Genomic DNA, 20,586 nt, shown 5'->3' with positions numbered 1-20,586 from the left:
CCGGTGCGGTGAAGCGGCGTCAGATCGTAAAGACGCTAAAACCATCCCTGGGGCTCGTCCCGCGACATCCCTGTCGCGGGACGCTTTACTCCTCTACCGCCGCTTCACCGCACTGCAACTTCGGTGCGACAAAACCCCTCATCCGAGGGGTTTTTTATTTTACTGCCGCCAGACGCCACCCGCCGCGCCGCGCCAGCGTGAAAAAGTGATGCAAAGGCAGCCATTTAATGAAGAAAAGTGGTCCCGAGGTTGAAAGAAACGGAATTCCTCACGCATACTGCCTGACTGAACTCAGGCTTAAGGAACTGCACCATGGCTGAAGAAACCATTTTCAGTAAAATCATTCGTCGCGAAATTCCCGCCGACGTGGTTTATCAGGACGAACTGGTCACCGCCTTCCGCGATATCGCGCCCAAAGCGCCTACCCATATACTGATTGTCCCCAACGTACTGATTCCGACCGCCAACGATGTACAGGCGGCGCATGAGCAGGCGCTGGGCCGCATGGTCACCGCCGCCGCAAAAATTGCCCGTGATGAAGGCATCGCCGGGGATGGCTATCGCCTGATCATCAACTGCAACCGTCACGGTGGGCAGGAGGTTTACCACATTCATATGCACCTGGTCGGCGGACAGCCGCTGGGCCCGATGCTGGCCATCTAACCTCAGGCGGACCTTGTGATGCGTCAATGGCTGAGCGGCTTGCTGTTGCTGACCCTGGTGGGCTGCAGCAGCGATAAGCCGATGATCAACACCTCCCAGTCGCTGGTGATGGAGTCTGCCGTACTGTCGGCGGGCATCATCACCGATGAGCCTGCGCTGACCAGCCGTGACGGCCAGCAGCGCGCCGCCAGCGTGCTGCAAAATCTGCGTGAAACGCCGGTCACCGTGCACTATCGTTTCTACTGGTACGATGACAAAGGGCTGGAGATTGAGCCGCAGGAGCCGGCGCAGACTCAAACCGTACCGGCGCACGGCAGCGTAGAAGTGGCCTCGCAAATGGGTAACCCGACCGCCAGCAAGGTGCGTCTCTATCTTTATCTTTGAGGAGTAACCTGTGATTCGCAGTGTACAACGTTCCGGCGCGCTACTGTTTGCGCTGATGCTCACCGGTTGTGTGGTGAAACAACAAACCCCGGCGCCGGTTGAACCGACGCAGCCGACCACGCCAACCCAGCCAGAACAACCACCCGCGCAGCCGGTGCCGCCGCCGCAAACTGTGCCGCAGCCGCCGAAGCTGAAAACCATCAACTGGAATGCCAGCGTCCAGCCGTTAGTCGCCAACATGGTGCAGTCGGCGGGCGTCAATCCGGGCAGCGTGCTGCTGGTGGATCGCATCAAAAACAGCACCAACGGCTCGCTGCAAACGGAAAAAGCCACGGCAGCGATTGAGAACGCGCTGGCCAATAACGGCAAGTTCAGCCTGGTCTCAAACGATCAGCTTAATCAGGCCAAGCAAACGCTCGGCCTGTCGCCAGAGGATAGCCTCAACTCGCGCAGCAAAGCGATTGGCCTGGCGCGCATCGTCAACGCGCAGTATGTGCTGTACAGCAACGCGCAGGGCGATGTGAAAGCCCCTGCGCTGCAAATGCAGCTGATGCTGGTGCAAACCGGCGAAATCATCTGGTCGGGCAACGGCGTTGCACAACCCTGATCCCCGGCTGCAGCATCTGGTTCAGCAACAATGGCCGACGGCGCAAGCTGCCGGTCATTTTTTCGCGCTGCCAGGACTGAGCGGTAACAGCGTGCAGGTACGCAGCGAGCAGGGCGATCTGCTGGCGCGCCGGACACCGTCGCAGCCCATCCCGTTTGTCGATCGTCAGCGCGAATACCGCATCCTGCGTCAGTTGCGTACTACGGCGCTGGCGCCGCAGCCGCTGACGTGGCAGGCGCCGTGGCTGCTGCAGCGCTGGCTGCCGGGCGAGGTGCTGTCGCCGGATCAGTTCAGCGCGCAGCGCGCAGCGGTGCTGACGCTGCTGCTGCGCCTGCATCACCAGCCGCTGACCGGTTATCGCTTACGGCTGGCACCGCTGCTGCAGCGCTACTGGCAGCTGTGTCAGCAGCGGCACTGGCGCTGGCAGCGGCGCTTAAACCAGTTGCTGCAGCGCGGCGAACCGTCGCCGCTGCGGCTGGCACCGCTGCACATGGACGTCCACCCTGGCAATCTGATTGCCACCCCGGATGGCCTGCGTTTAATTGACTGGGAATATGCTGCGGATGGCGACGTGGCGCTGGAGCTGGCCGCTATCGGCGCGGTGGATGGCGCTGAACACGATTACTGGATAACCGACTATGCCGCCGAGGCGCGTCTGTCGGCAACGGCGTTGCGGCGTCAAAGCCGGCGCTGGCAGCCTTGGCTGCAGCTGCTGATGGCCAGCTGGTATCAGCTGCGCGCCGAGCAGAGCCATGACCAAACATTGCAACGGCTGGCGCAGGCCAGCTGGCAGGATCTTTAATTCAGGAACCGAAACATGACGATGACAACGCCCGGACCGCTGATGCTGGACGTCGAAGGCTACGAGCTGGACGCCGAAGAGCGCGAAATTCTGCAACATCCGCTGACAGGCGGACTGATCCTGTTCGCCCGCAACTTCCATGATGTTGCGCAGCTGGCGGAGCTGGTACGCCAGATTCGCGCGGCGTCGCGCAACCGGCTGCTGGTGGCGGTCGATCAGGAAGGCGGACGCGTGCAGCGCTTCCGCGACGGTTTTACTCAGCTGCCGGCGATGCAATCGTTCGCCGCGCTGCACGACATGGCGCGTGCCGGCGAGCTGGCGCAGCAGGCCGGCTGGCAAATGGCGGCGGAGATGATCGCCATGGATATCGATATCAGCTTTGCGCCGGTGCTGGATATCGGCCACATCAGCGCGGCCATCGGCGATCGCGCTTTCCACGCCGATCCGGCGATTGCGCTGCAGATGGCGCGCCAGTTTATCCACGGCATGCACGAAGCCGGCATGAAAACCACCGGTAAGCACTTCCCGGGCCACGGCGCGGTCAGCGCGGATTCGCACAAAGAGACGCCGCGCGACACGCGCGATGCGGCCACGCTGCGCCAGCACGACATGGCAATCTTCCAGCAGCTGATTGATGAGCAGCTGCTGGATGCGGTGATGCCCGCGCATGTTATCTATACTGAAGTGGACCCGCTGCCGGCCAGTGGTTCGCCTTACTGGCTGCAAACGGTGCTGCGGCAGGAGCTGGGCTTCAACGGGGTAATCTTCTCAGACGATCTGTCGATGGAGGGCGCGGCGGTGATGGGCAGCTATGCGGAACGGGCTCAGCAGTCGCTGAATGCCGGCTGCGATATGATCCTGGTGTGCAATCAGCGTGCTGGCGCGGTGAGCGTGCTGGATAATTTGACGCCGATCCAGGCGACGCGCGTCACGCAGTTATACCATCAGGGACGTTTTGACCGTCAGAGTTTGCAGGCCAGCGAGCGCTGGCGGCAAAATCAGCGTCAGCTCAGTGACCTGCAGGATCGCTGGCTGGCGCACAAAGCGTCGGGCAGATAATCGCCGCTGCCCGGATCTCACTCCACGCTGAGGATAATCATGATCATCTATCTGCACGGTTTTGATTCCAACAGTCCGGGCAACCATGAAAAGGTGTTGCAGCTGCAGTTTATTGACCCGGACGTCAGACTTATCAGCTACAGCACCCGCCATCCGAAACACGATATGCAGTTTCTGCTGAAAGAGTGCGACAAACTGCTCCAGCAGGGCAGCGATGCGCATCCGTTGATTTGTGGCGTCGGCCTGGGCGGCTACTGGGCGGAACGCATCGGCTTCCTTTGCGGCATGCGCCAGGCGATATTCAATCCCAACCTGTTTCCTGATGAAAACATGGAAGGCAAGATCGACCGGCCGGAAGAGTATCTTGATATCGCCACCAAATGCGTCAGCAACTTCCGTGAAAAGAACCGCGACCGCTGCCTGACCATTTTGTCACGTCACGATGAAGCGCTGGATAATCAGCGCAGCGCGGCCGCATTGCACCCGTACTACGAAATCGTGTGGGACGAGGAGGCCAGCCACAAATTCAAAAATATTGCCCCGCATCTGCAACGCATCAAAGCGTTCAAAACCCTTGCCTGAGTGCTGCTGCGCCGTGTGATGCGGCGCACAAAACGTGTAACATTCTGATAATGCAGTGCAAAGATTGATGTACATCAATTTTCTTATGTCCGGATGATTATGCCGTGCTATTCTGCCCTCAGCTCGCGATTAAATGTCGCCAACCCTATGTTTATTAAGGTTTTATATAACCATTAATTAACTTTTGGTTTACAACTTTGAGGGGGTCTTCATTGACTACAAGCATGGAAAAAATCGTCATCGTCGGTGGCGGTGCCGGAGGGCTGGAGCTGGCAACGCAGCTCGGCCATAAACTCGGCCGCAAAAAAAAGGCGGAGATCATCCTGGTCGATCGTAACCACAGCCATCTGTGGAAACCGCTGCTGCATGAAGTGGCGACCGGCTCGATGGATGAAGGTATTGATGCGCTCAGCTATCTGGCGCATGCGCGCAACCACGGTTTCCAGTTCCAGCTGGGTTCGCTGACGCAAATTAATCGCGACACAAAAACCATTGAACTGGCGGAGATCCGCGACGCGGAGGGTGGGCTGCTGGTACCGCAGCGCGAGCTGGCGTATGACCGTCTGGTGATGGCGCTGGGCAGCACCTCGAACGATTTCGGCACGCCAGGCGTGAAAGATCACTGCATCTTCCTCGACAACCCGCATCAGGCGCGTCGGTTCCATAATGAGATGCTCAACCTGTTCCTGCGCTTCTCTGCCAGCGAAGGGCAGCTGCAGAAAGTCAATATCGCCATTGTCGGCGGCGGCGCGACCGGCGTCGAGCTGTCGGCAGAACTGTATAACGCAGTGAAACAGCTGCACAGCTACGGCTATAAAGGTCTCGATAGCAGCGCGCTCAACGTTACGCTGGTGGAAGCCGGCGAGCGTATTCTGCCTGCGTTGCCACCGCGCATCTCCGCAGCGGCGCATCAGGAGCTGAGCAAGCTTGGCGTGCGCGTACTGACGCAAACCATGGTCACCAGCGCAGCAGCCAACGGTCTGAATACCAAAGGGGGCGAATTCATCGAAGCCGATCTGATGGTGTGGGCGGCGGGTATTAAAGCGCCAGACTTCATGAAAGAGATTGGCGGGCTGGAGACCAACCGCATTAATCAGCTGGTGGTCAAAGAGACGCTGCAGACCACGCTGGACGACGATATTTACGCCATCGGCGACTGCGCCTCCTGCGCGCTGCCGGGCGGCGGATTCGTGCCGCCGCGCGCGCAGTCGGCGCATCAGATGGCGTCGCGTGCGCTGGAAAACATCCTCGCCCAGCGCAAAGGCAAGCCGCTCAAAGCCTACGTGTATAAAGATCACGGCTCGCTGGTGTCGCTGTCCCGCTTCAGTACCGTCGGCAGCCTGATGGGGAACCTGATGCGCGGTTCGATGATGGTGGAAGGGCGTATTGCGCGTTTTGTCTACATCTCCTTGTACCGTATGCACCAGATTGCGCTCCATGGATACTTCAAGACCGGTCTGATGATGCTGGTCGGCAGCCTCAACCGCGTGCTGCGTCCGCGTCTCAAACTGCATTAATCGCTGGCGGGCGGTCACCCCCGCCCGCTGCCTGCCCGGCTGCCGTAACCTGCTGATTGCCGTTCGTTCAGCGCCAGGTTACGGTGCAATGACACTGCCGCTCAGAACTCTCCTAAAAGCTGGTCCTGCTGGCTTTCCGCTGCGTTTCCTCCATTAATCTGATGTTGCATTTTCGGACCATCTGTAAAACTTATGCCAACGAACACGGCGCGGCGCGCACGCCGGTTATGCCTCGGTAACCCGGGATCGGGTTGCGGCAGGAATGCGCGGTAACAACTTCAGGAGGACATTCCTGTGAATAAATCAATGTTAGCGGGTATTGGAATCGGCGTAGCAGCAGCGTTGGGCGTGGCCGCCGTCGCCAGCATGGATGTGTTTGATCGTGGCCCGCAGTATGCTCAGGTGCTTTCGGCAACGCCAATCAAAGAGAGCATTAAGCAACCGCGTCAGGAGTGCCGCAACGTTACCCTCACGCACCGTCGTCCGGTGCAGGATGAGAACCGCATCGCCGGTTCCGTACTGGGTGCCGTGGCCGGTGGTGTGATTGGTCACCAGTTCGGCGGTGGCCGCGGCCGGGATATCGCGACCGTAGCCGGTGCGCTGGCAGGCGGCTACGGCGGTAACCAGGTACAGGGTGCGCTGCAGGATCGTGACACATACACCACCAGCGAGCAGCGCTGCAAAACCGTGTACGATAAACAGGAAAAAATGCTGGGTTATGACGTGACCTATAAAATAGGCGACCAGCAGGGCAAAATCCGCATGGAGAATGACCCTGGCACCCGCATCCCGCTCGACCGTAATGGTCAGCTGATCCTGAATTCGAATCAGGCCTGATTGGGCAAAGCTACTTCACAGCAGCAGTAACAAAAAAAGCGCCGCAAGGCGCTTTTTTTAATGCTCAGGCTCCCGCACCGTACGCAGCAGCGCGTCGCATAGCGCTGCTGCGTAACGGCTGGGCGATCAAACCCGGTTCTTCGCCAGTTCGGCGACGAAATTCTGCACCCATTCCATGCGTGTTTTCCGTTCGCTGAGATCGCGGGTGAATTTCAGTCGCGTCGGGCCATCCAGCTTCCACTGCTTCGCATCTTGCTGCAGCAGGCCGATCAGCCAGCCGGGATCAACCTGATTCTGCGGCGCGAACTCAAAGAAGCCGCCTTTTTCGCTGGCTTCGATTTTACGCAGCCCCAGCTGGCGCGCCACCAGACGCAGCGCGGCGATGTCCAGCAGGTTGCGCGCGGCGTCGGGTAGCTTGCCGAAGCGGTCAATCATCTCAATTTTCAGCTCAGCCAGCTCCTGTTCATCGGCTGCACTGGCGATGCGTTTATACAGCGACAGGCGCGTATTGACGTCCGGAATAAAATCATCCGGCAGCAGGGCAGGCATGCGCAGCTCAATCTCGGTCTGATTGCTGGTGAGATCTTCCAGCGACGGTTCACGTCCGGCCTTGAGTGCATCCACCGCGTTTTCCAGCAGCTCCATGTAGAGCGTGAAGCCAATGGTCTCCATCTGACCGCTCTGATCTTCACCCAGCAGTTCACCGGCACCGCGAATCTCCAGATCGTGCGTCGCCAGCGCAAAGCCAGCGCCCAGATCTTCCAGCGAGGCAATCGCTTCCAGTCGCTTCTGGGCATCGGTCGTCATCGCTTTCGGGTGCGGCGTCAGCAGCCAGGCATAGGCCTGATGGTGCGAACGGCCGACGCGGCCACGCAGCTGGTGCAGCTGCGCCAGGCCGAAGTGGTCGGCACGCTCAATGATGATGGTGTTGGCGCTGGGCACGTCGATCCCGGTTTCGATGATGGTAGTGCACACCAGCACGTTGAAGCGCTGGTGGTGGAAATCGTTCATCACCCGTTCCAGATCGCGCTCGCGCATCTGACCGTGGCCGATGGCGATGCGCGCTTCCGGCACCAGCTCGGCCAGCCGCTGCGCTGCTTTCTCGATGTTCTCGACGTCATTGTAGAGATAGTAAACCTGGCCGCCGCGCAGCACTTCACGCAGGATCGCTTCGCGCACCACCAGGCTGTCATACTCGCGCACGAAGGTTTTCACCGCCAGACGGCGCGCCGGTGGCGTGGCGATAATCGACAGATCGCGCATGCCGCTCATCGCCATGTTCAGAGTACGCGGAATCGGCGTTGCGGTGAGCGTCAGAATATCGACGTCAGCGCGCATCGCTTTGATGCGCTCTTTGTGACGCACGCCGAAACGGTGCTCTTCATCGACGATCAGCAAACCGAGATCGCGCCACTTCAGATCGCTCATCAGCAGCTTGTGGGTGCCGATCAGAATATCAATTTTGCCCTCGCTGGCCTGCTCCAGCACCTGCGCCTGCTCTTTGGCGCTGCGGAAGCGCGACAGCATCTCAATGCGCACCGGCCAGTTGGCGAAGCGGTCGCGGAAGTTGTCGTAATGCTGCTGCGCCAGCAGGGTGGTTGGCACCAGCACCGCCACCTGTTTGCCGTTCTCCACCGCAAGGAAGGCAGCGCGCATCGCCACTTCGGTTTTACCAAAGCCAACATCGCCGCACACCAGGCGGTCCATGGCCAGCGGCTGGCACATATCGCTGAGCACGGCGTTAATTGCCTGCGCCTGATCCGGCGTGGTTTCAAACGGGAAACCTTCGCAGAACAGCTGATACTGCTCGCGGTCGTGCTTAAAGGCAAAGCCGGCCTTGGCCGCGCGCTGGGCATAGATATCCAGCAGCTCAGCGGCCACGTCGCGCACTTTCTCCGCCGCTTTCTGGCGCGCGCGTGACCAGGCATCGCTGCCCAGTTTGTGCAGCGGCGCATTTTCATCGGCGCCGCCGGCGTAACGGCTGATCAGATGCAGCGATGACACCGGGACGTAAAGTTTGGCATCGCCGGCATAGGAGAGCATCAGATACTCAGCCACGATACCGCCGGCTTCCAGCGTGGTCAGGCCGATGTAGCGCCCCACACCGTGTTCAAGATGCACCACCGGCTGGCCCGGGTGCAGCTCGGCGAGGTTACGAATCAGTACATCCGGATTGATGGTGCGGCGATTGTCCTGACGCCGCCGGCTGACGCGCTCGCCGAGCAGATCGCTTTCGCAAATCAGCGCGCGCTGGCGCTGGGTGTCGATAAAACCGCGCTCGCTGGCGCCAATCATCAGGCTGTACGGCTGCTCATCGGCCTGCTCGAAGCGATCGATCGGCTGCGGGCGCAGTTTGATGCGGGACAGCAGCTCCTGCAGGCTCTCGCGGCGACCTTCGCTTTCTACTGAGAAAATCACCTGACCGGTAAACTGCTCGAGGAACTGGCGCAGCAGATCGAGCGGCGCTTTGGCCTGCGCCTGCACCGTCAGCTCCGGCAATGGCTGATAGCCCAGATTACTGTTCGCGGCTTTTTCCGGCAGCGTCTCAGCGCTGAGCTGCATGCGCGGCCAGTTTTTCAGCTCGCTCAGCAGCGCATCCGGGCGCAGCCACAGCGTGGCCGGTTCCAGCAGCGGGCGCATAGGATCGATGCGACGATTTTCATAGCGTGCGTTAGCATCCTGCCAGAAACGTTCAGCGCTGGCGTGCAGATCGCCGCTGTTCAGCACCAGCGTGCTGGCGGGCAGATAGCTAAACAGGGTAGGCAGTTCCTGCTCGAAAAACAGCGGCTGCCAGTACTCAATCCCGGCCGGCAGCGTGCCTTTGCTCACCTGCTGATAGACGTGCTCGGGTTCGCGCCGCACGTCGAAGGTTTCACGCCAGCGGCTGCGGAACAGCTCAATGGCCGCTTTGTCGGTGGGAAATTCATGCGCCGGCAGCAGGTTGATGGCGCTCACCGCCTCCAGCGTGCGCTGTGAGTCGACGTCAAACAGGCGCAGACTATCGATCTCATCATCAAAGAAATCGATGCGGTAAGGCTGATCGCTGCCCATCGGGAACAGGTCGAGCAACGCGCCGCGCGTCGCGTACTCGCCATGCTCCATCACCTGATCGACATGGCGATAACCGGCCTGCTCCAGCTGGTCGCGCAGCGCATCGCGCGACAGCTTCTGGCCCTGCTGCATCACCAGCGCATGGCCGTGCAGGAAGCTGTGCGGGCAAACGCGCTGCATCAGCGTGTTAACCGGCAGAATCAGCATGCCGCGCGTCAGGGTGGGCAGCTGGTACAGGGTGGAGAGACGGGCGGAGATAATGTCCTGATGGGGCGAGAAGCTGTCGTAGGGCAGCGTTTCCCAGTCAGCAAGATTGGTGACCGGCAGATCGGTAAACTGTCTGATCTCCTCCTGCAGTCGCAGGGCCGATTGCATATCCGGGGTAATCATCAGCACCGGACCGTGGTGGCGTTCGGTGATGCTGGCACACTCAACCGCCTGCGCGGCGCCGACCAGCTGGCCGAGCTGACGATGGTCGCCTGCTTTTGCAGGCAGGGTATAACGACGCTGTTCCGACATAAGGTCCGACATTCTCTCCTCAGTTTCCAGGGCGTCATCATTCCACATTCCGCCGTGAGGATCATCTCTCCTTTCTGAGTTTATGTCAGGGTGCATGAATGCGCACCTTACCTCAGCGGCACCCTGAAGGGCCGCCAGTATGGCCGGTTGCCAGGTCGTCATTGATGGCGACCTGGCCGCGTCAGGTTATTTACTGGATTGCTGTGTGTAGTGCATGCGAGGACGATCCACATTGGCCCATGACAGCTCGCGCTCGACATGGTAGCTGTTGTTGCCATCGTCCCACTTCACATAATAACCGGTTAGCGCGTCTCCCTGCTCAAAGACATTGACCACTTCGCCTTTGATCTCGCCAGATTTATGTTTAACGATACTGCCTTTAGGAAACCTGCTCATGGTAAGAACCTCCGTACTGCGCTTACTGTGATGCGAAAACCGGTACTGCAAGCTAAGTCTAACCCACCTGCTGACGAATAATCGTACTAATAGCGTCACTATTTTGTCGTAATTTTGTGCATTGTCGCGCAGCAGGACGCATTTTGACGCAACTTTGCAACTGACTCAGCGGGTTAGAGGTTTCATAAAGCAGACGGCTCCTTTATCATCGCTCTACTTAATTTGGGCAACGGCCAAGACGGATCTCATGTATCAACCAGTCGCGTTATTCATCGGTTTGCGCTACATGCGTGGACGTGCTTCAGACCGTTTCGGTCGTTTCGTCTCCTGGCTCTCGACTATTGGTATCACGCTCGGCGTGCTGGCACTGGTGACGGTGCTGTCGGTGATGAACGGCTTTGAGCGCGAGCTGGAAGGCAACATTCTCGGCCTGATGCCGCAGGCGCTGGTGACCAGCGACACCGGCAGCATCAATCCGCAGCAGATGCGCGCACAGGATCTCAGGCTGCAGGGCGTGACGCGGATCGCGCCGCTGACCACCGCCGATGTGGTGTTGCAGAGTGCGCGCAACGTGTCGGTGGGCGTGATGCTGGGCATCAATCCTGACGAGCCGGATCCGCTGACGCCTTATCTGGTCAATACCCAGCAGAGCGTGCTGCAGCCGGGCCAGTATAAAGTCATTCTCGGTGAACTGCTGGCCTCGCAGCTGGGCGTGAAGCGCGGCGATCAGCTGCGCCTGATGGTGCCATCGGTCAGTCAGTTTACCCCAGTGGGGCGCGTGCCGAGCCAGCGCATCTTTACCGTTGCCGGTACCTACGCGGCCAATAGCGAAGTCGATGGCTATCAGATTCTGGTGAACCAGCAGGATGCCTCGCGCGTGATGCGCTATCCGCTCGGCAACATTACCGGCTGGCGCCTGTGGCTGGATAAGCCGCTGAATGTCGATGCGCTGAGCCAGCAGCCGCTGCCGCAGGGGCTGACGTGGAAAGACTGGCGCGAACGCAAGGGCGACCTGTTCCAGGCGGTGCGCATGGAGAAAAACATGATGGGGCTGCTGCTCAGCCTGATCATTGCCGTGGCCGCCTTCAATATCATTACCTCGCTGGGCCTGCTGATCATGGAGAAGCAGGCGGAAGTGGCGATCCTGCAAACCCAGGGCTTAACGCGGCGGCAAATCGTCGCGGTATTTATGGTGCAGGGCGCCAGCGCCGGTATTATCGGTGCGCTGCTCGGTACACTGCTGGGCGTGCTGCTGGCCAGCCAGCTCAACAATTTAATGCCGGTGATCGGCCTGTTCCTTGATGGCGCGGCGCTGCCGGTAGATATCAATGTCTGGCAGGTGATCACCATTGCGCTGGTCTCGATGGCCGTGGCGCTGCTGTCTACCCTCTATCCGTCATGGCGCGCTGCCGCCGTTCAACCCGCTGAGGCTTTACGTTATGAGTAATACCCCTTTGTTGCAGTGTCGTGACCTGTGCAAACGCTATCAGGAAGGCAGCGTGCAGACCGATGTGCTGCGCAATGTGGCTTTTAGCCTGCAGCCGGGCGAACTGACGGCCATCGTCGGTAGCTCCGGCTCCGGCAAAAGTACCTTACTGCACCTGCTGGGCGGGCTGGATGCACCGACCTCCGGTGACGTGGTGTTTGACGGGAAATCGCTTAACGGCATGTCGTCGGCGGCCAAAGCAGAGCTGCGTAACCGTGAACTCGGCTTCATTTATCAGTTTCACCATTTGCTGCCGGACTTCAGCGCGCTGGAGAACGTAGCCATGCCGCTGCTGATTGGCAAAACCGGCAAAGCCGAAGCGGAAGCGCGCGCACGCGAGATGCTGGCGGCGGTTGGCCTGGAAAAGCGCGCGGCGCACCGGCCTTCTGAGCTGTCGGGCGGTGAACGTCAGCGCGTGGCGATCGCCAGAGCGCTGGTGAACCGGCCGCGGCTGGTGATGGCCGATGAGCCCACCGGTAACCTCGATGCGCGCAACGCGGACGCCATTTTTGAACTGCTCGGCGAGCTCAACGTGCAGCAGGGCACCGCGTTTCTGGTGGTGACGCACGACCTCAACCTGGCGAAGCGCCTGAGCCGGCAGATGGAAATGCGCGACGGCCAGCTGAGCGATCACCTGACGCTGGGAGCGATCTAATGGTGTCCTCTTTATCCCTGCTGCTCGGGCTGCGCTTCAGCCGCGGCCGGCGGCGCGGCGGCATGGTGTCGCTGATCTCCATCATCTCGACCATCGGCATTGCGCTTGGCGTGGCGGTGCTGATCATCGGGCTGAGCGCGATGAACGGTTTCGAGCGGGAGCTCAACAACCGCATTCTGGCCGTGGTGCCGCACGGCGAAATTGAGGCGGTGAACCAGCCATTTCGCAACTGGCAGCCGATGATTGCGCCCATCGAACAGGTGCCGGGCATCGCCGCGGCGGCGCCTTACGTTAACTTTACCGGATTGATTGAGAGCGGTGCGAAGCTGCAGGCGCTGCAGGTGAAGGGCGTTGATCCGCAGCAGGAGTCGCGGCTCAGCGCGCTGCCGCGTTTTGTCAGCGGCGATGCCTGGTCGCAGTTCAGCGCCGGCAGGCAGCAGATCATTCTGGGCGGCGGCATCGCCAAATCGCTCAACGTGAAGCAGGGCGACTGGATCACCATCATGATCCCGAATAATGATGGCGAGAACAAACTGCTGCAGCCAAAACGCATTCGTCTGCAGGTGAGCGGTATTCTGCAGCTGAGCGGCATGCTGGATCACAGTCTGGCGCTGGTGCCGCTGGCCGATGCGCAAAAATATCTGGATCTGGGCGACAGCGTCAGCGGCATTGCGCTGAAGATGAGCGATCCGTTCCAGGCACAGAAGCTGGTGCGCGATGCCGGCGAAGCCACCCACTCCTATGTCACCATCCGCAGCTGGATTGGCACTTACGGCTACATGTATCGTGATATCCAGATGATTCGCGCCATTATGTATCTGGCGATGGTGCTGGTGATTGGCGTGGCCTGCTTTAATATCGTATCGACGCTGGTGATGGCGGTGAAGGACAAGAGCAGCGATATCGCCGTGCTGCGCACGCTGGGCGCGAAAGACGGCCTGATTCGTGCCATTTTTATCTGGTATGGCCTGCTGGCCGGGCTGCTGGGCAGCGTCAGCGGTGTGGTGGTCGGCGTGCTGGTGGCGCTCAATCTGACGCCGGTAATGCGCGTAGTGGAGCACCTTTCCGGGCATCAGCTGCTGGCGGGCGACATCTACTTTATCGACTTTCTGCCGTCTGAGCTGCACTGGCTGGATGTGGCCATCGTGCTGGCGACGGCGATTGGCCTGAGCCTGATTGCCAGCTGGTATCCGGCGCGGCGCGCCAGCCGCATCGATCCTGCCCGCGTGCTGAGCGGTCAGTAAAGACAAAACACGCAGCCGCCTTCGCGGCTGCGCACATTTTCAGCGTCTGCGGCATGCAGCCGTCATACCCAGCCGCTATTATCGGGTCTGAGTAACCCGGAAAACACCCGCAGCGCGGCGTTCAGCGCCGCAGATTAAGGAGCCTTTATGCGCCAACCGCGCCGCCGCCTTCGACTCGCCCGCTACAAAAAGAACCGCCGCAAAGTGCATCAGCGCTTTCGCCAGCGCATCTTTGAGCGCGATCGTCAGGTCGAACTTGCCGCCCATCCGCAGCCGCACGTGGTGGTGCTGACCGGTGCCGGAATTTCGGCAGAATCCGGCATTCGCACCTTCCGCGCGGAAGATGGCCTGTGGGAAGAGCATCGCGTGGAAGATGTGGCGACGCCCGAAGGCTTTCGCCGCGATCCGGCGCTGGTGCAGGGGTTCTACAACGCGCGCCGGCGTCAGCTGCAGCAGCCAGAGATCCAGCCTAACGCGGCGCACAAAGCGCTGGCCGAACTGGAGCAGGTGCTGGGCGATAATTTCCTGCTGGTTACGCAGAACATCGATAACCTGCACGAGCGCGCCGGCAGCCAGCGCGTGCTGCATATGCACGGTGAGTTACTGAAGGTGCGCTGTGAGCACAGCGGTCAGGTGCTGGCGTGGACAGAGGACGTCGGTCCGGACGATCGCTGTACCTGCTGCCAGTTCCCGTCGCGGCTGCGTCCGCATGTGGTGTGGTTTGGTGAAATGCCGCTCGGCATGGAGGAGATTTATCAGGCGCTGGAACAGGCCGATCTGTTTATTGCCATCGGCACCTCAGGCCACGTCTATCCGGCGGCAGGATTTGTGCACGAGGCGAAACTGCAGGGCGCGCATACCGTGGAGCTGAATCTGGCCCCCAGTCAGGTCGGTAACGAATTCGCTGAAGCACATTACGGCTTAGCCAGCGAAGTGGTGCCCGAATTCGTGCATACTTTTTTGCGCGGCTTGTATAAATAGTCAGCGTACTGCGCGTTTCCCCTCATCCCGGCCTTCTCCCGGCGGGAGAAGGGGAAAAACGCGCCCGACTGAAACTCAGCTAAACCCGGCACGCATGAACCCTCTCCCTCTGGGAGAGGGCAGGGTGAGGGCCAGGCCGCACAACCTCCACCTCAGAACCTCACCGTCCCGCTTTCAGCTTCTGGAACAGCGTTTCGTACTGCACGCTGGCGGCACCGACATCGTTCTGCCACTCGCCGTTTTTGATCACTTCAGCCGGTGGATAGAGTGACGGATCGCTGGCCACCTCGGGTGGCAGCAACTTTCTTGCCGCCAGGTTGGGCGTCGGATAACCGATGGTTTCCGCCACTTTAGCCGCCACATCCGGGCGCAGCAGGAAGTTAATCAGCTTCAGCGCGCCCGCTTTATTTTTCGCATTCGCCGGGATCGCCAGGTTATCCATCCAGAAAATTCCGCCCTCTTTCGGCCAGATAATCTGCAGCGGCGTGCCAGCCTGGCGCGCTACCCAGGCGGAGCCATTCCAGATCATGCCGACGTTGACTTCGCCTTCCATAAACGGATTACCGGGATTATCCGAGTTGAACGCCAGCACGTTCGGCATCAGTTTTTTCAGCTCTTCATAGGCGGCTTCAATCTGTTTTGGATCCTGCGTATTACCGGAGTAGCCGAGCTTGCGCAGCGCCATCTGGAACACTTCACGCGCGTCATCGGTCAGCAGCAGGCTCTGCTTATACTGTGGTTTCCACAGATCGGCCCATTGGGTCAGGGTTTTCGCATCCACCTCGTCGGTATTCACGCCAATCGCCGTTGCGCCCCAGATATAGGGAATGGAATAGTCGTTGTTCGGATCAAACGGCTTGTTCAGCAGGTCAGGATCGAGATTGCGGAAGTTGCTCAGCTGTGACTTGTCGATCTTCTGCAGCATGCCCTCGTTGCGCATTTTGGCGATGAAGTAGGTCGACGGCACCACCAGATCGTAAGCGCCTGCTTTCCAGGTTTTCAGCTTGGCGTACATGCTTTCATTGGATTCATAGGTGGAATAAATCACTTTGATGCCGGTCTCTTTGGTGAACTGCTCCAGCAGCCCGGGCGGCACATATTCGGTCCAGTTATAGAAGTAAAGCGTGTTGTTGTCATCCGCCTGAGCGCTTTGCATACCCAGTGCCAGCGCCCCAGCCGCCAGCCAGTGAGACCATTTTTTCATCGGTTATCCTCTATTTGGTTTTATCACGCAGCAACAGCTGACTGGCTGCCACCAGCAGCAGCGACAGCAGCATCAAAATGGTAGCCAGCGCGTTCACCTCCGGCGACACGCCCACTTTCACCATGGAATAAATTTTCAGCGGCAAAATTTCGAAGCCGGGACCGGTGACAAATGACGACACCACCACATCATCCATCGACAGGGTGAAACTCAGCAGCCAGCCCGCGGCCACTGCCGGCAGCGCCAGCGGCAGCAAAATCTTGCGCAGAATAGTCACTTCGCTGGCGCCGAGATCTTTTGCCGCCTCCAGCATGCGCACGTCAAAGCCTTTCAGGCGCGAATAGACGGTAATCACCACAAACGGCAGGCAGAAGGTGATATGGGAAAACAGCAGCGACCAGAAGCCGAGCGAAATCCCCAGCAGCATAAACAGCACCAGTAGAGAAATCGCCATCACGATATCCGGCGACATCATCACCACAAATAGCATACCGCTGACAAACGGCTTGCCGCGAAAACGGTAGCGGTACAGCGCCACGGCGGTGAGCGAGCCGATCAGCGTCGCGCAACTGGCCGACAGCACGCCCATGATCAGCGAATGCTGCGCTGCCTGAATCAGGCTGTCGTTATTGACCAGCAGGCGATACCACTGGGTGCTGAAGCCCTGCCAGTTGATGCCGAAGCGCGAGGCATTGAAGGAGTTGACGATCAGGATGATGATCGGAATGTAGAACCAGGCATAAATCACGGCCATGAAGCCGTAGCGTAATCCGCGCGCCATCATTGCAACGCCGCCTTGTGATTCAGCAGACGCGCTGCGCGCCAGTAAACCAGCAGCATCAGCCCCATCAGCAGCGTCATGACAATGCTGGTGGCGGCACCAAACGGCCAGTCACGAATATTGAGGAACTGGCTTTTGATTACGTTACCGATCAACAGGTTCTTTGCCCCGCCCATTAAATCCGCTACGTAGAACAACCCCATCGCCGGGATAAATACCAGTAGCGCGCCGGCAACGATACCGGGTAGGGTCAGCGGCAAAATGATACGGATGAAGGTCTGTAGCCTGCTGGCGCCAAGATCGCGCGCCGCTTCCAGGCAGGATTTGTCCAGCTTTTCAAGGCTGGAGTAGAGCGGCAGTACCATAAATGGCAGCAGAATATAGATCAGCCCGAGGATCACCGCTTCCGGGGTAAACATGATGCGAAACGGCTTGTCGATGACGCCGAGCCACAGCAGAAATTCATTGAGCCAGCCACGCGTGCTGAGAAAAATTTTCAGACCATAAATGCGAATCAGCGAGTTGGTCCAGAACGGCACAATCAGCAGAAACAGCATCAGCGGACGCAGACGCGCCGGCAGTCTGGTCAGGCACCAGGCAAAAGGGTAGCCGAGCAGCAGGCAGCACAGCGTGGCGATGCAGGCCATGTTGAGTGAGTGCAGCAGCACGTCGGCATACAGCGGATCGAGGAGCCGGCCGTAGTTGTTCAGGGTGAACACCATGCTGACAAAGTGCGCGTCGTCGCGCGTCAGAAAACTGGTGACGAAGATCATCAGATTCGGCAGCAACACGAACAGCGTCAGCCAGCCGACGATCAGCGCCACAATGGCTTTCTGCAGACGATTACGCATCCGTTTCATACGGCAGCACCACCTCCCAGTTTGGCACCCAGCTGACCGCCATTTTCTGGTTCAGCGAGTGGTCAAAATCCGGATCGTCCTCATTAAAGAACTCGCTGACGGTGAGCAGCTTGCCGTTCTCCAGCTCAACGGTGGATTCCAGCGTCATGCCTTTATAGTTGCGTTCGCGTACATAGCCGATCAGGTTTTCGCTGCGGCTGTCGTGATCAATCTCCTCGACGCGCAAATCTTCCGGCCGCAGCAGCACATGCAGCCGATCGCCGGGTTTGACCGGGAACGGGCAGTGAATATCACACTCGCGACCTTCGACGCGAGCGCGTACCTGCGGCGCGTGCGCGCTGCCGATCACTTCTGCATCGAACACATTGATTTCGCCAATGAAGCGCGCCACAAACAGGTTCGCGGGCTCTTCGTAGATCTCGCGCGGCGTGCCGTCCTGCTCGATGCGCCCGTCGCGCATCACCACGATGCGATCGGACATGGTCAGCGCTTCTTCCTGATCGTGCGTGACAAACACAAACGTGATGCCCAGCTTGCGCTGCAGCGCTTTCAGCTCGTTTTGCATCTGGCGGCGCAGTTTGTAATCCAGCGCGGAGAGCGACTCATCAAGCAGCAGCACTTTGGGCCGGTTGACCACCGCGCGCGCAATCGCCACGCGCTGCTGCTGGCCGCCGGAGAGCTGATGCGGCCGGCGCGCGGCAAAGCTTTCCAGCTGCACCATCGCCAGCGCCTCGTTGACGCGCTGCGTCAGCTCTGCCGCCGGGGTTTTCTGCATGCGCAGGCCAAACGCGACGTTTTCAAACACCGACATGTGCGGAAACAGCGCGTAGCTCTGAAACACGGTATTGATATGACGATGCTCGGCGGGCGTTTCAGTGATGTCGCTCTCATCCAGATGGATACGTCCGCTGTCGGCGTTTTCCAGCCCGGCGATCAGGCGCAGAATCGTGGTCTTACCGCAGCCGGAGGGGCCAAGCAGGGTGATAAATTCGCCATGACCGATGGTCAGGTCGAAATCCGGGATGATGGTTTTGCCATCGAAAGCTTTACTGATGCCAGAAAGCGTAACCAGCGCCTGCTGCGCGCGTGTTTGCGTCATTTTAGTCACTCAGTCTGATGAGAATCAGGTTACAGCATAGCCGCCGGCGACAGCTTGCCGTGATGAAGGGCGCGATAATACCTGAAAAATGCGCCATTGCCATGTTCAGACACGGAATAACCTTGAAAAGTCTGCAAATTGCTGGAGTATGCTCATCGGGCCAGCCGGACGGGTGGCTGGCAGGGCGAATTTCAGCGCACGATTGGGCTGAGAGGGCTAACCTGAAGGATAATGATTTGACGCAACATGGCGATAATCAGGCCCCATGATAATAATGCAGGTTCTTTAGAGGGATGACAGATGGATCAATTACTTGAGCGTTTTCTCAGTTATGTGGCAGTAGAAACCCAGGCAAAACCTCAGGCGCGGCAGGTGCCGAGCAGCGAAGGGCAGTGGACGCTGGCGCGTCAGTTACAGGAAGAGCTTATTGCGCTGGGTTTTGTGGACGTCACCTTAAGCGATCATTGCTGTGTGATGGGCACACTGCCGGCAAACGTCGACTGGCCGACGCCGGTGATCGGTTTTATTTCCCACATGGATACCTCGCCGGATTTCACCGCGAAAAATGTCAATCCGCAGATCATTGAAAACTATCGTGGCGGCGATATCGCGCTGGGCAACGGGGATGAAGTGCTCTCGCCGGTGATGTTCCCGGTGCTGCACAAGCTGACCGGGCATACGCTGATCACCACCGACGGTAAAACGCTGCTGGGCGCTGATGATAAAGCCGGTATCGCTGAGATCATGACGGCAATGGCCGAGCTGGCCAAAGGGGATGTGCCGCACGGCGCCATTCGCGTGGCCTTTACTCCGGACGAAGAGATCGGTCGCGGCACGTCGCACTTCGACGTTGAGGGGTTCGCGGCTGACTGGGCTTATACCGTTGACGGCAGCGATCTCGGCGAGTTTGAGTTCGAGAACTTTAATGCCGCGACGGCGCTGGTCAAAATCACCGGTAACAACGTGCATCCCGGCAGTGCGAAAAACGTGATGGTGAACGCGCTGGACCTGGCAATGCGCTTCCACGCCGAGCTGCCGGCCAAAGAGAAGCCGCAGTTTACCGACGGCTATGAAGGCTTTTTCCACCTGCACACTATTAAGGGATCGGTAGAGCACGCCGAGCTGATGTACCTGATTCGTGATTTTGATGCCGACAGCTACGAACAGCGTAAGCAGCTGCTGCAGGAGATTGGCCGCCGCGTCAGTAAAGGTCTGCAGGCTGAGTGCTCCATCAAGGTGGAGATCAGCGACAGCTATCGCAATATGCGGGAGAAGGTGGAACCGCATCCGCACATCATTGAACTGGCGCTGCAGGCGATGCGCGACTGCGGTATCGAACCGAACGTGAAGCCAATTCGCGGCGGCACGGACGGATCGGCGCTGTCATGGAAAGGACTGCCGTGTCCGAATCTGTTTACCGGCGGCTACAATTACCACGGTAAACATGAGTTTGCGTCGCTGAATGTGATGGCGAAGTCGGTTGAGGTGATCGTGCGCCTGGCCGCGCTCGCGGCGGAGAAGAAGTAGGGCGGAGAGGGGCTTGCCCTCACCCTAACCCTCTCCCGCCTGCGGGAGAGGGGACCGATCGAGCGGGAATCAGGCTTTGTTTATTGCCTTAACTCCTGTTTATGCCCCTGTTTTCTTACGCATCTTATGGCCTGCGCTTTACTGCAATCATCGCGCGGTTTTCTCCCTCTCCCGCGGGCGGGAGAGAGGACCGATCGAGCGGGAATCAGGCTTTGTTTATTGCCTTAACTCCTGTTTGTGCCCCTGTTTTCTTACGCATCTTATGGCCGGCGCTTTACTGCAATCGTCGCACGGTTTTCTCCCTCTCCCGCGGGCGGGAGAGGGCCGGGGTG

The 20,586-nt window shown here is 59.3% G+C and carries 19 protein-coding genes; 13 read left to right on the top strand and 6 right to left on the bottom strand.

The features are described from left to right. The first annotated feature begins 312 nt into the window (after positions 1 to 312). The 8 genes from hinT to C1N84_RS11195 all read left to right on the top strand — a co-directional run bounded on the left by hinT (position 313) and on the right by C1N84_RS11195 (position 6,451). Positions 313 to 663 carry a purine nucleoside phosphoramidase gene (gene hinT / locus C1N84_RS11230; RefSeq protein WP_058759480.1) on the top strand — a complete coding sequence of 117 codons (351 nt, stop codon included), beginning with the start codon at positions 313 to 315 and terminating at the stop codon, positions 661 to 663. Between the two features lie 18 nt (positions 664 to 681). Next, the gene (locus C1N84_RS11225; RefSeq protein ID WP_021506396.1) at positions 682 to 1,047 is read left to right on the top strand and encodes a YcfL family protein; all 366 of its coding nucleotides are present in this window, start codon (positions 682 to 684) and stop codon (positions 1,045 to 1,047) included. A gap of 10 nt (positions 1,048 to 1,057) precedes the next feature. Continuing rightward, on the top strand, positions 1,058 to 1,654 hold the full coding sequence (lpoB, locus tag C1N84_RS11220) for a penicillin-binding protein activator LpoB (protein WP_021506395.1): 597 nt from the start codon (positions 1,058 to 1,060) through the stop codon (positions 1,652 to 1,654). Next, positions 1,641 to 2,456, top strand: a complete 816-nt coding sequence (gene thiK / locus C1N84_RS11215; protein WP_058780745.1) for a thiamine kinase — start codon at positions 1,641 to 1,643, stop codon at positions 2,454 to 2,456. Before lpoB ends, thiK begins: the two co-directional genes overlap by 14 nt. 15 nt (positions 2,457 to 2,471) lie before the next feature. Further along, on the top strand, positions 2,472 to 3,515 hold the full coding sequence (nagZ, locus tag C1N84_RS11210; protein ID WP_127833925.1) for a beta-N-acetylhexosaminidase: 1,044 nt from the start codon (positions 2,472 to 2,474) through the stop codon (positions 3,513 to 3,515). Between the two features lie 39 nt (positions 3,516 to 3,554). Next, positions 3,555 to 4,097 (top strand): alpha/beta hydrolase YcfP, encoded by a 543-nt coding sequence (gene ycfP, locus C1N84_RS11205; RefSeq protein WP_021506392.1) that lies wholly within the window; start codon positions 3,555 to 3,557, stop codon positions 4,095 to 4,097. Positions 4,098 to 4,309: 212 nt separating this feature from the next. Continuing rightward, positions 4,310 to 5,614 carry an NAD(P)/FAD-dependent oxidoreductase gene (locus C1N84_RS11200; RefSeq protein WP_031279261.1) on the top strand — a complete coding sequence of 435 codons (1,305 nt, stop codon included), beginning with the start codon at positions 4,310 to 4,312 and terminating at the stop codon, positions 5,612 to 5,614. A gap of 294 nt (positions 5,615 to 5,908) precedes the next feature. Beyond that, on the top strand, positions 5,909 to 6,451 hold the full coding sequence (locus tag C1N84_RS11195; protein ID WP_031279257.1) for a glycine zipper 2TM domain-containing protein: 543 nt from the start codon (positions 5,909 to 5,911) through the stop codon (positions 6,449 to 6,451). A 126-nt stretch (positions 6,452 to 6,577) separates the two neighbouring features. Here the strand turns inward: C1N84_RS11195 and mfd are convergent, their stop codons facing one another. Both mfd and C1N84_RS11185 read right to left on the bottom strand, forming a co-directional pair. Next, a complete protein-coding gene (mfd, locus tag C1N84_RS11190; RefSeq protein ID WP_264443708.1) occupies positions 6,578 to 10,021 on the bottom strand; it encodes a transcription-repair coupling factor in 3,444 nt (1,147 codons plus the stop codon). A 186-nt stretch (positions 10,022 to 10,207) separates the two neighbouring features. Further along, a complete protein-coding gene (locus tag C1N84_RS11185) occupies positions 10,208 to 10,417 on the bottom strand; it encodes a hypothetical protein (RefSeq protein WP_021506388.1) in 210 nt (69 codons plus the stop codon). A 247-nt stretch (positions 10,418 to 10,664) separates the two neighbouring features. Between C1N84_RS11185 and lolC the strand changes: the two genes are divergently transcribed. The 4 genes from lolC (at position 10,665) to cobB (ending at position 14,783) form a co-directional block, all read left to right on the top strand. After that, positions 10,665 to 11,864, top strand: a complete 1,200-nt coding sequence (lolC, locus tag C1N84_RS11180) for a lipoprotein-releasing ABC transporter permease subunit LolC (protein WP_264441382.1) — start codon at positions 10,665 to 10,667, stop codon at positions 11,862 to 11,864. Then, positions 11,857 to 12,558, top strand: a complete 702-nt coding sequence (gene lolD, locus C1N84_RS11175; protein ID WP_125309346.1) for a lipoprotein-releasing ABC transporter ATP-binding protein LolD — start codon at positions 11,857 to 11,859, stop codon at positions 12,556 to 12,558. Before lolC ends, lolD begins: the two co-directional genes overlap by 8 nt. Then, positions 12,558 to 13,802 carry a lipoprotein-releasing ABC transporter permease subunit LolE gene (lolE, locus tag C1N84_RS11170; protein WP_125309344.1) on the top strand — a complete coding sequence of 415 codons (1,245 nt, stop codon included), beginning with the start codon at positions 12,558 to 12,560 and terminating at the stop codon, positions 13,800 to 13,802. The genes lolD and lolE overlap by 1 nt, the downstream gene beginning before the upstream one ends. A gap of 147 nt (positions 13,803 to 13,949) precedes the next feature. After that, positions 13,950 to 14,783, top strand: a complete 834-nt coding sequence (gene cobB / locus C1N84_RS11165) for a Sir2 family NAD+-dependent deacetylase (RefSeq protein WP_010617227.1) — start codon at positions 13,950 to 13,952, stop codon at positions 14,781 to 14,783. A 160-nt stretch (positions 14,784 to 14,943) separates the two neighbouring features. Here the strand turns inward: cobB and potD are convergent, their stop codons facing one another. Genes potD through potA form a run of 4 tightly spaced genes read right to left on the bottom strand, consistent with a single transcriptional unit; the run spans position 14,944 to position 18,727 of the window. Then, positions 14,944 to 15,987, bottom strand: coding sequence for a spermidine/putrescine ABC transporter substrate-binding protein PotD (gene potD / locus C1N84_RS11160; protein WP_088517713.1), 1,044 nt, complete (start codon positions 15,985 to 15,987; stop codon positions 14,944 to 14,946). A gap of 10 nt (positions 15,988 to 15,997) precedes the next feature. Then, positions 15,998 to 16,771, bottom strand: coding sequence for a spermidine/putrescine ABC transporter permease PotC (gene potC / locus C1N84_RS11155; RefSeq protein ID WP_088517712.1), 774 nt, complete (start codon positions 16,769 to 16,771; stop codon positions 15,998 to 16,000). Then, positions 16,768 to 17,619: a spermidine/putrescine ABC transporter permease PotB gene (potB, locus tag C1N84_RS11150; protein ID WP_104092825.1), complete on the bottom strand. Its 852-nt coding sequence runs from the start codon at positions 17,617 to 17,619 to the stop codon at positions 16,768 to 16,770. Before potB ends, potC begins: the two co-directional genes overlap by 4 nt. After that, positions 17,612 to 18,727 (bottom strand): spermidine/putrescine ABC transporter ATP-binding protein PotA, encoded by a 1,116-nt coding sequence (gene potA, locus C1N84_RS11145; RefSeq protein WP_058759491.1) that lies wholly within the window; start codon positions 18,725 to 18,727, stop codon positions 17,612 to 17,614. Before potA ends, potB begins: the two co-directional genes overlap by 8 nt. A gap of 300 nt (positions 18,728 to 19,027) precedes the next feature. Here potA and pepT point away from each other — a divergent pair, with 300 nt between their 5' ends. Then, positions 19,028 to 20,254 (top strand): peptidase T, encoded by a 1,227-nt coding sequence (pepT, locus tag C1N84_RS11140; protein ID WP_021506380.1) that lies wholly within the window; start codon positions 19,028 to 19,030, stop codon positions 20,252 to 20,254. Positions 20,255 to 20,586: the final 332 nt, after the last annotated feature.

The organism is Pantoea sp. SGAir0418 (assembly GCF_043529865.1).
Note: the sequence above shows the minus strand (reverse complement) of the source record. Positions and strands in the feature narration are given on the sequence as shown.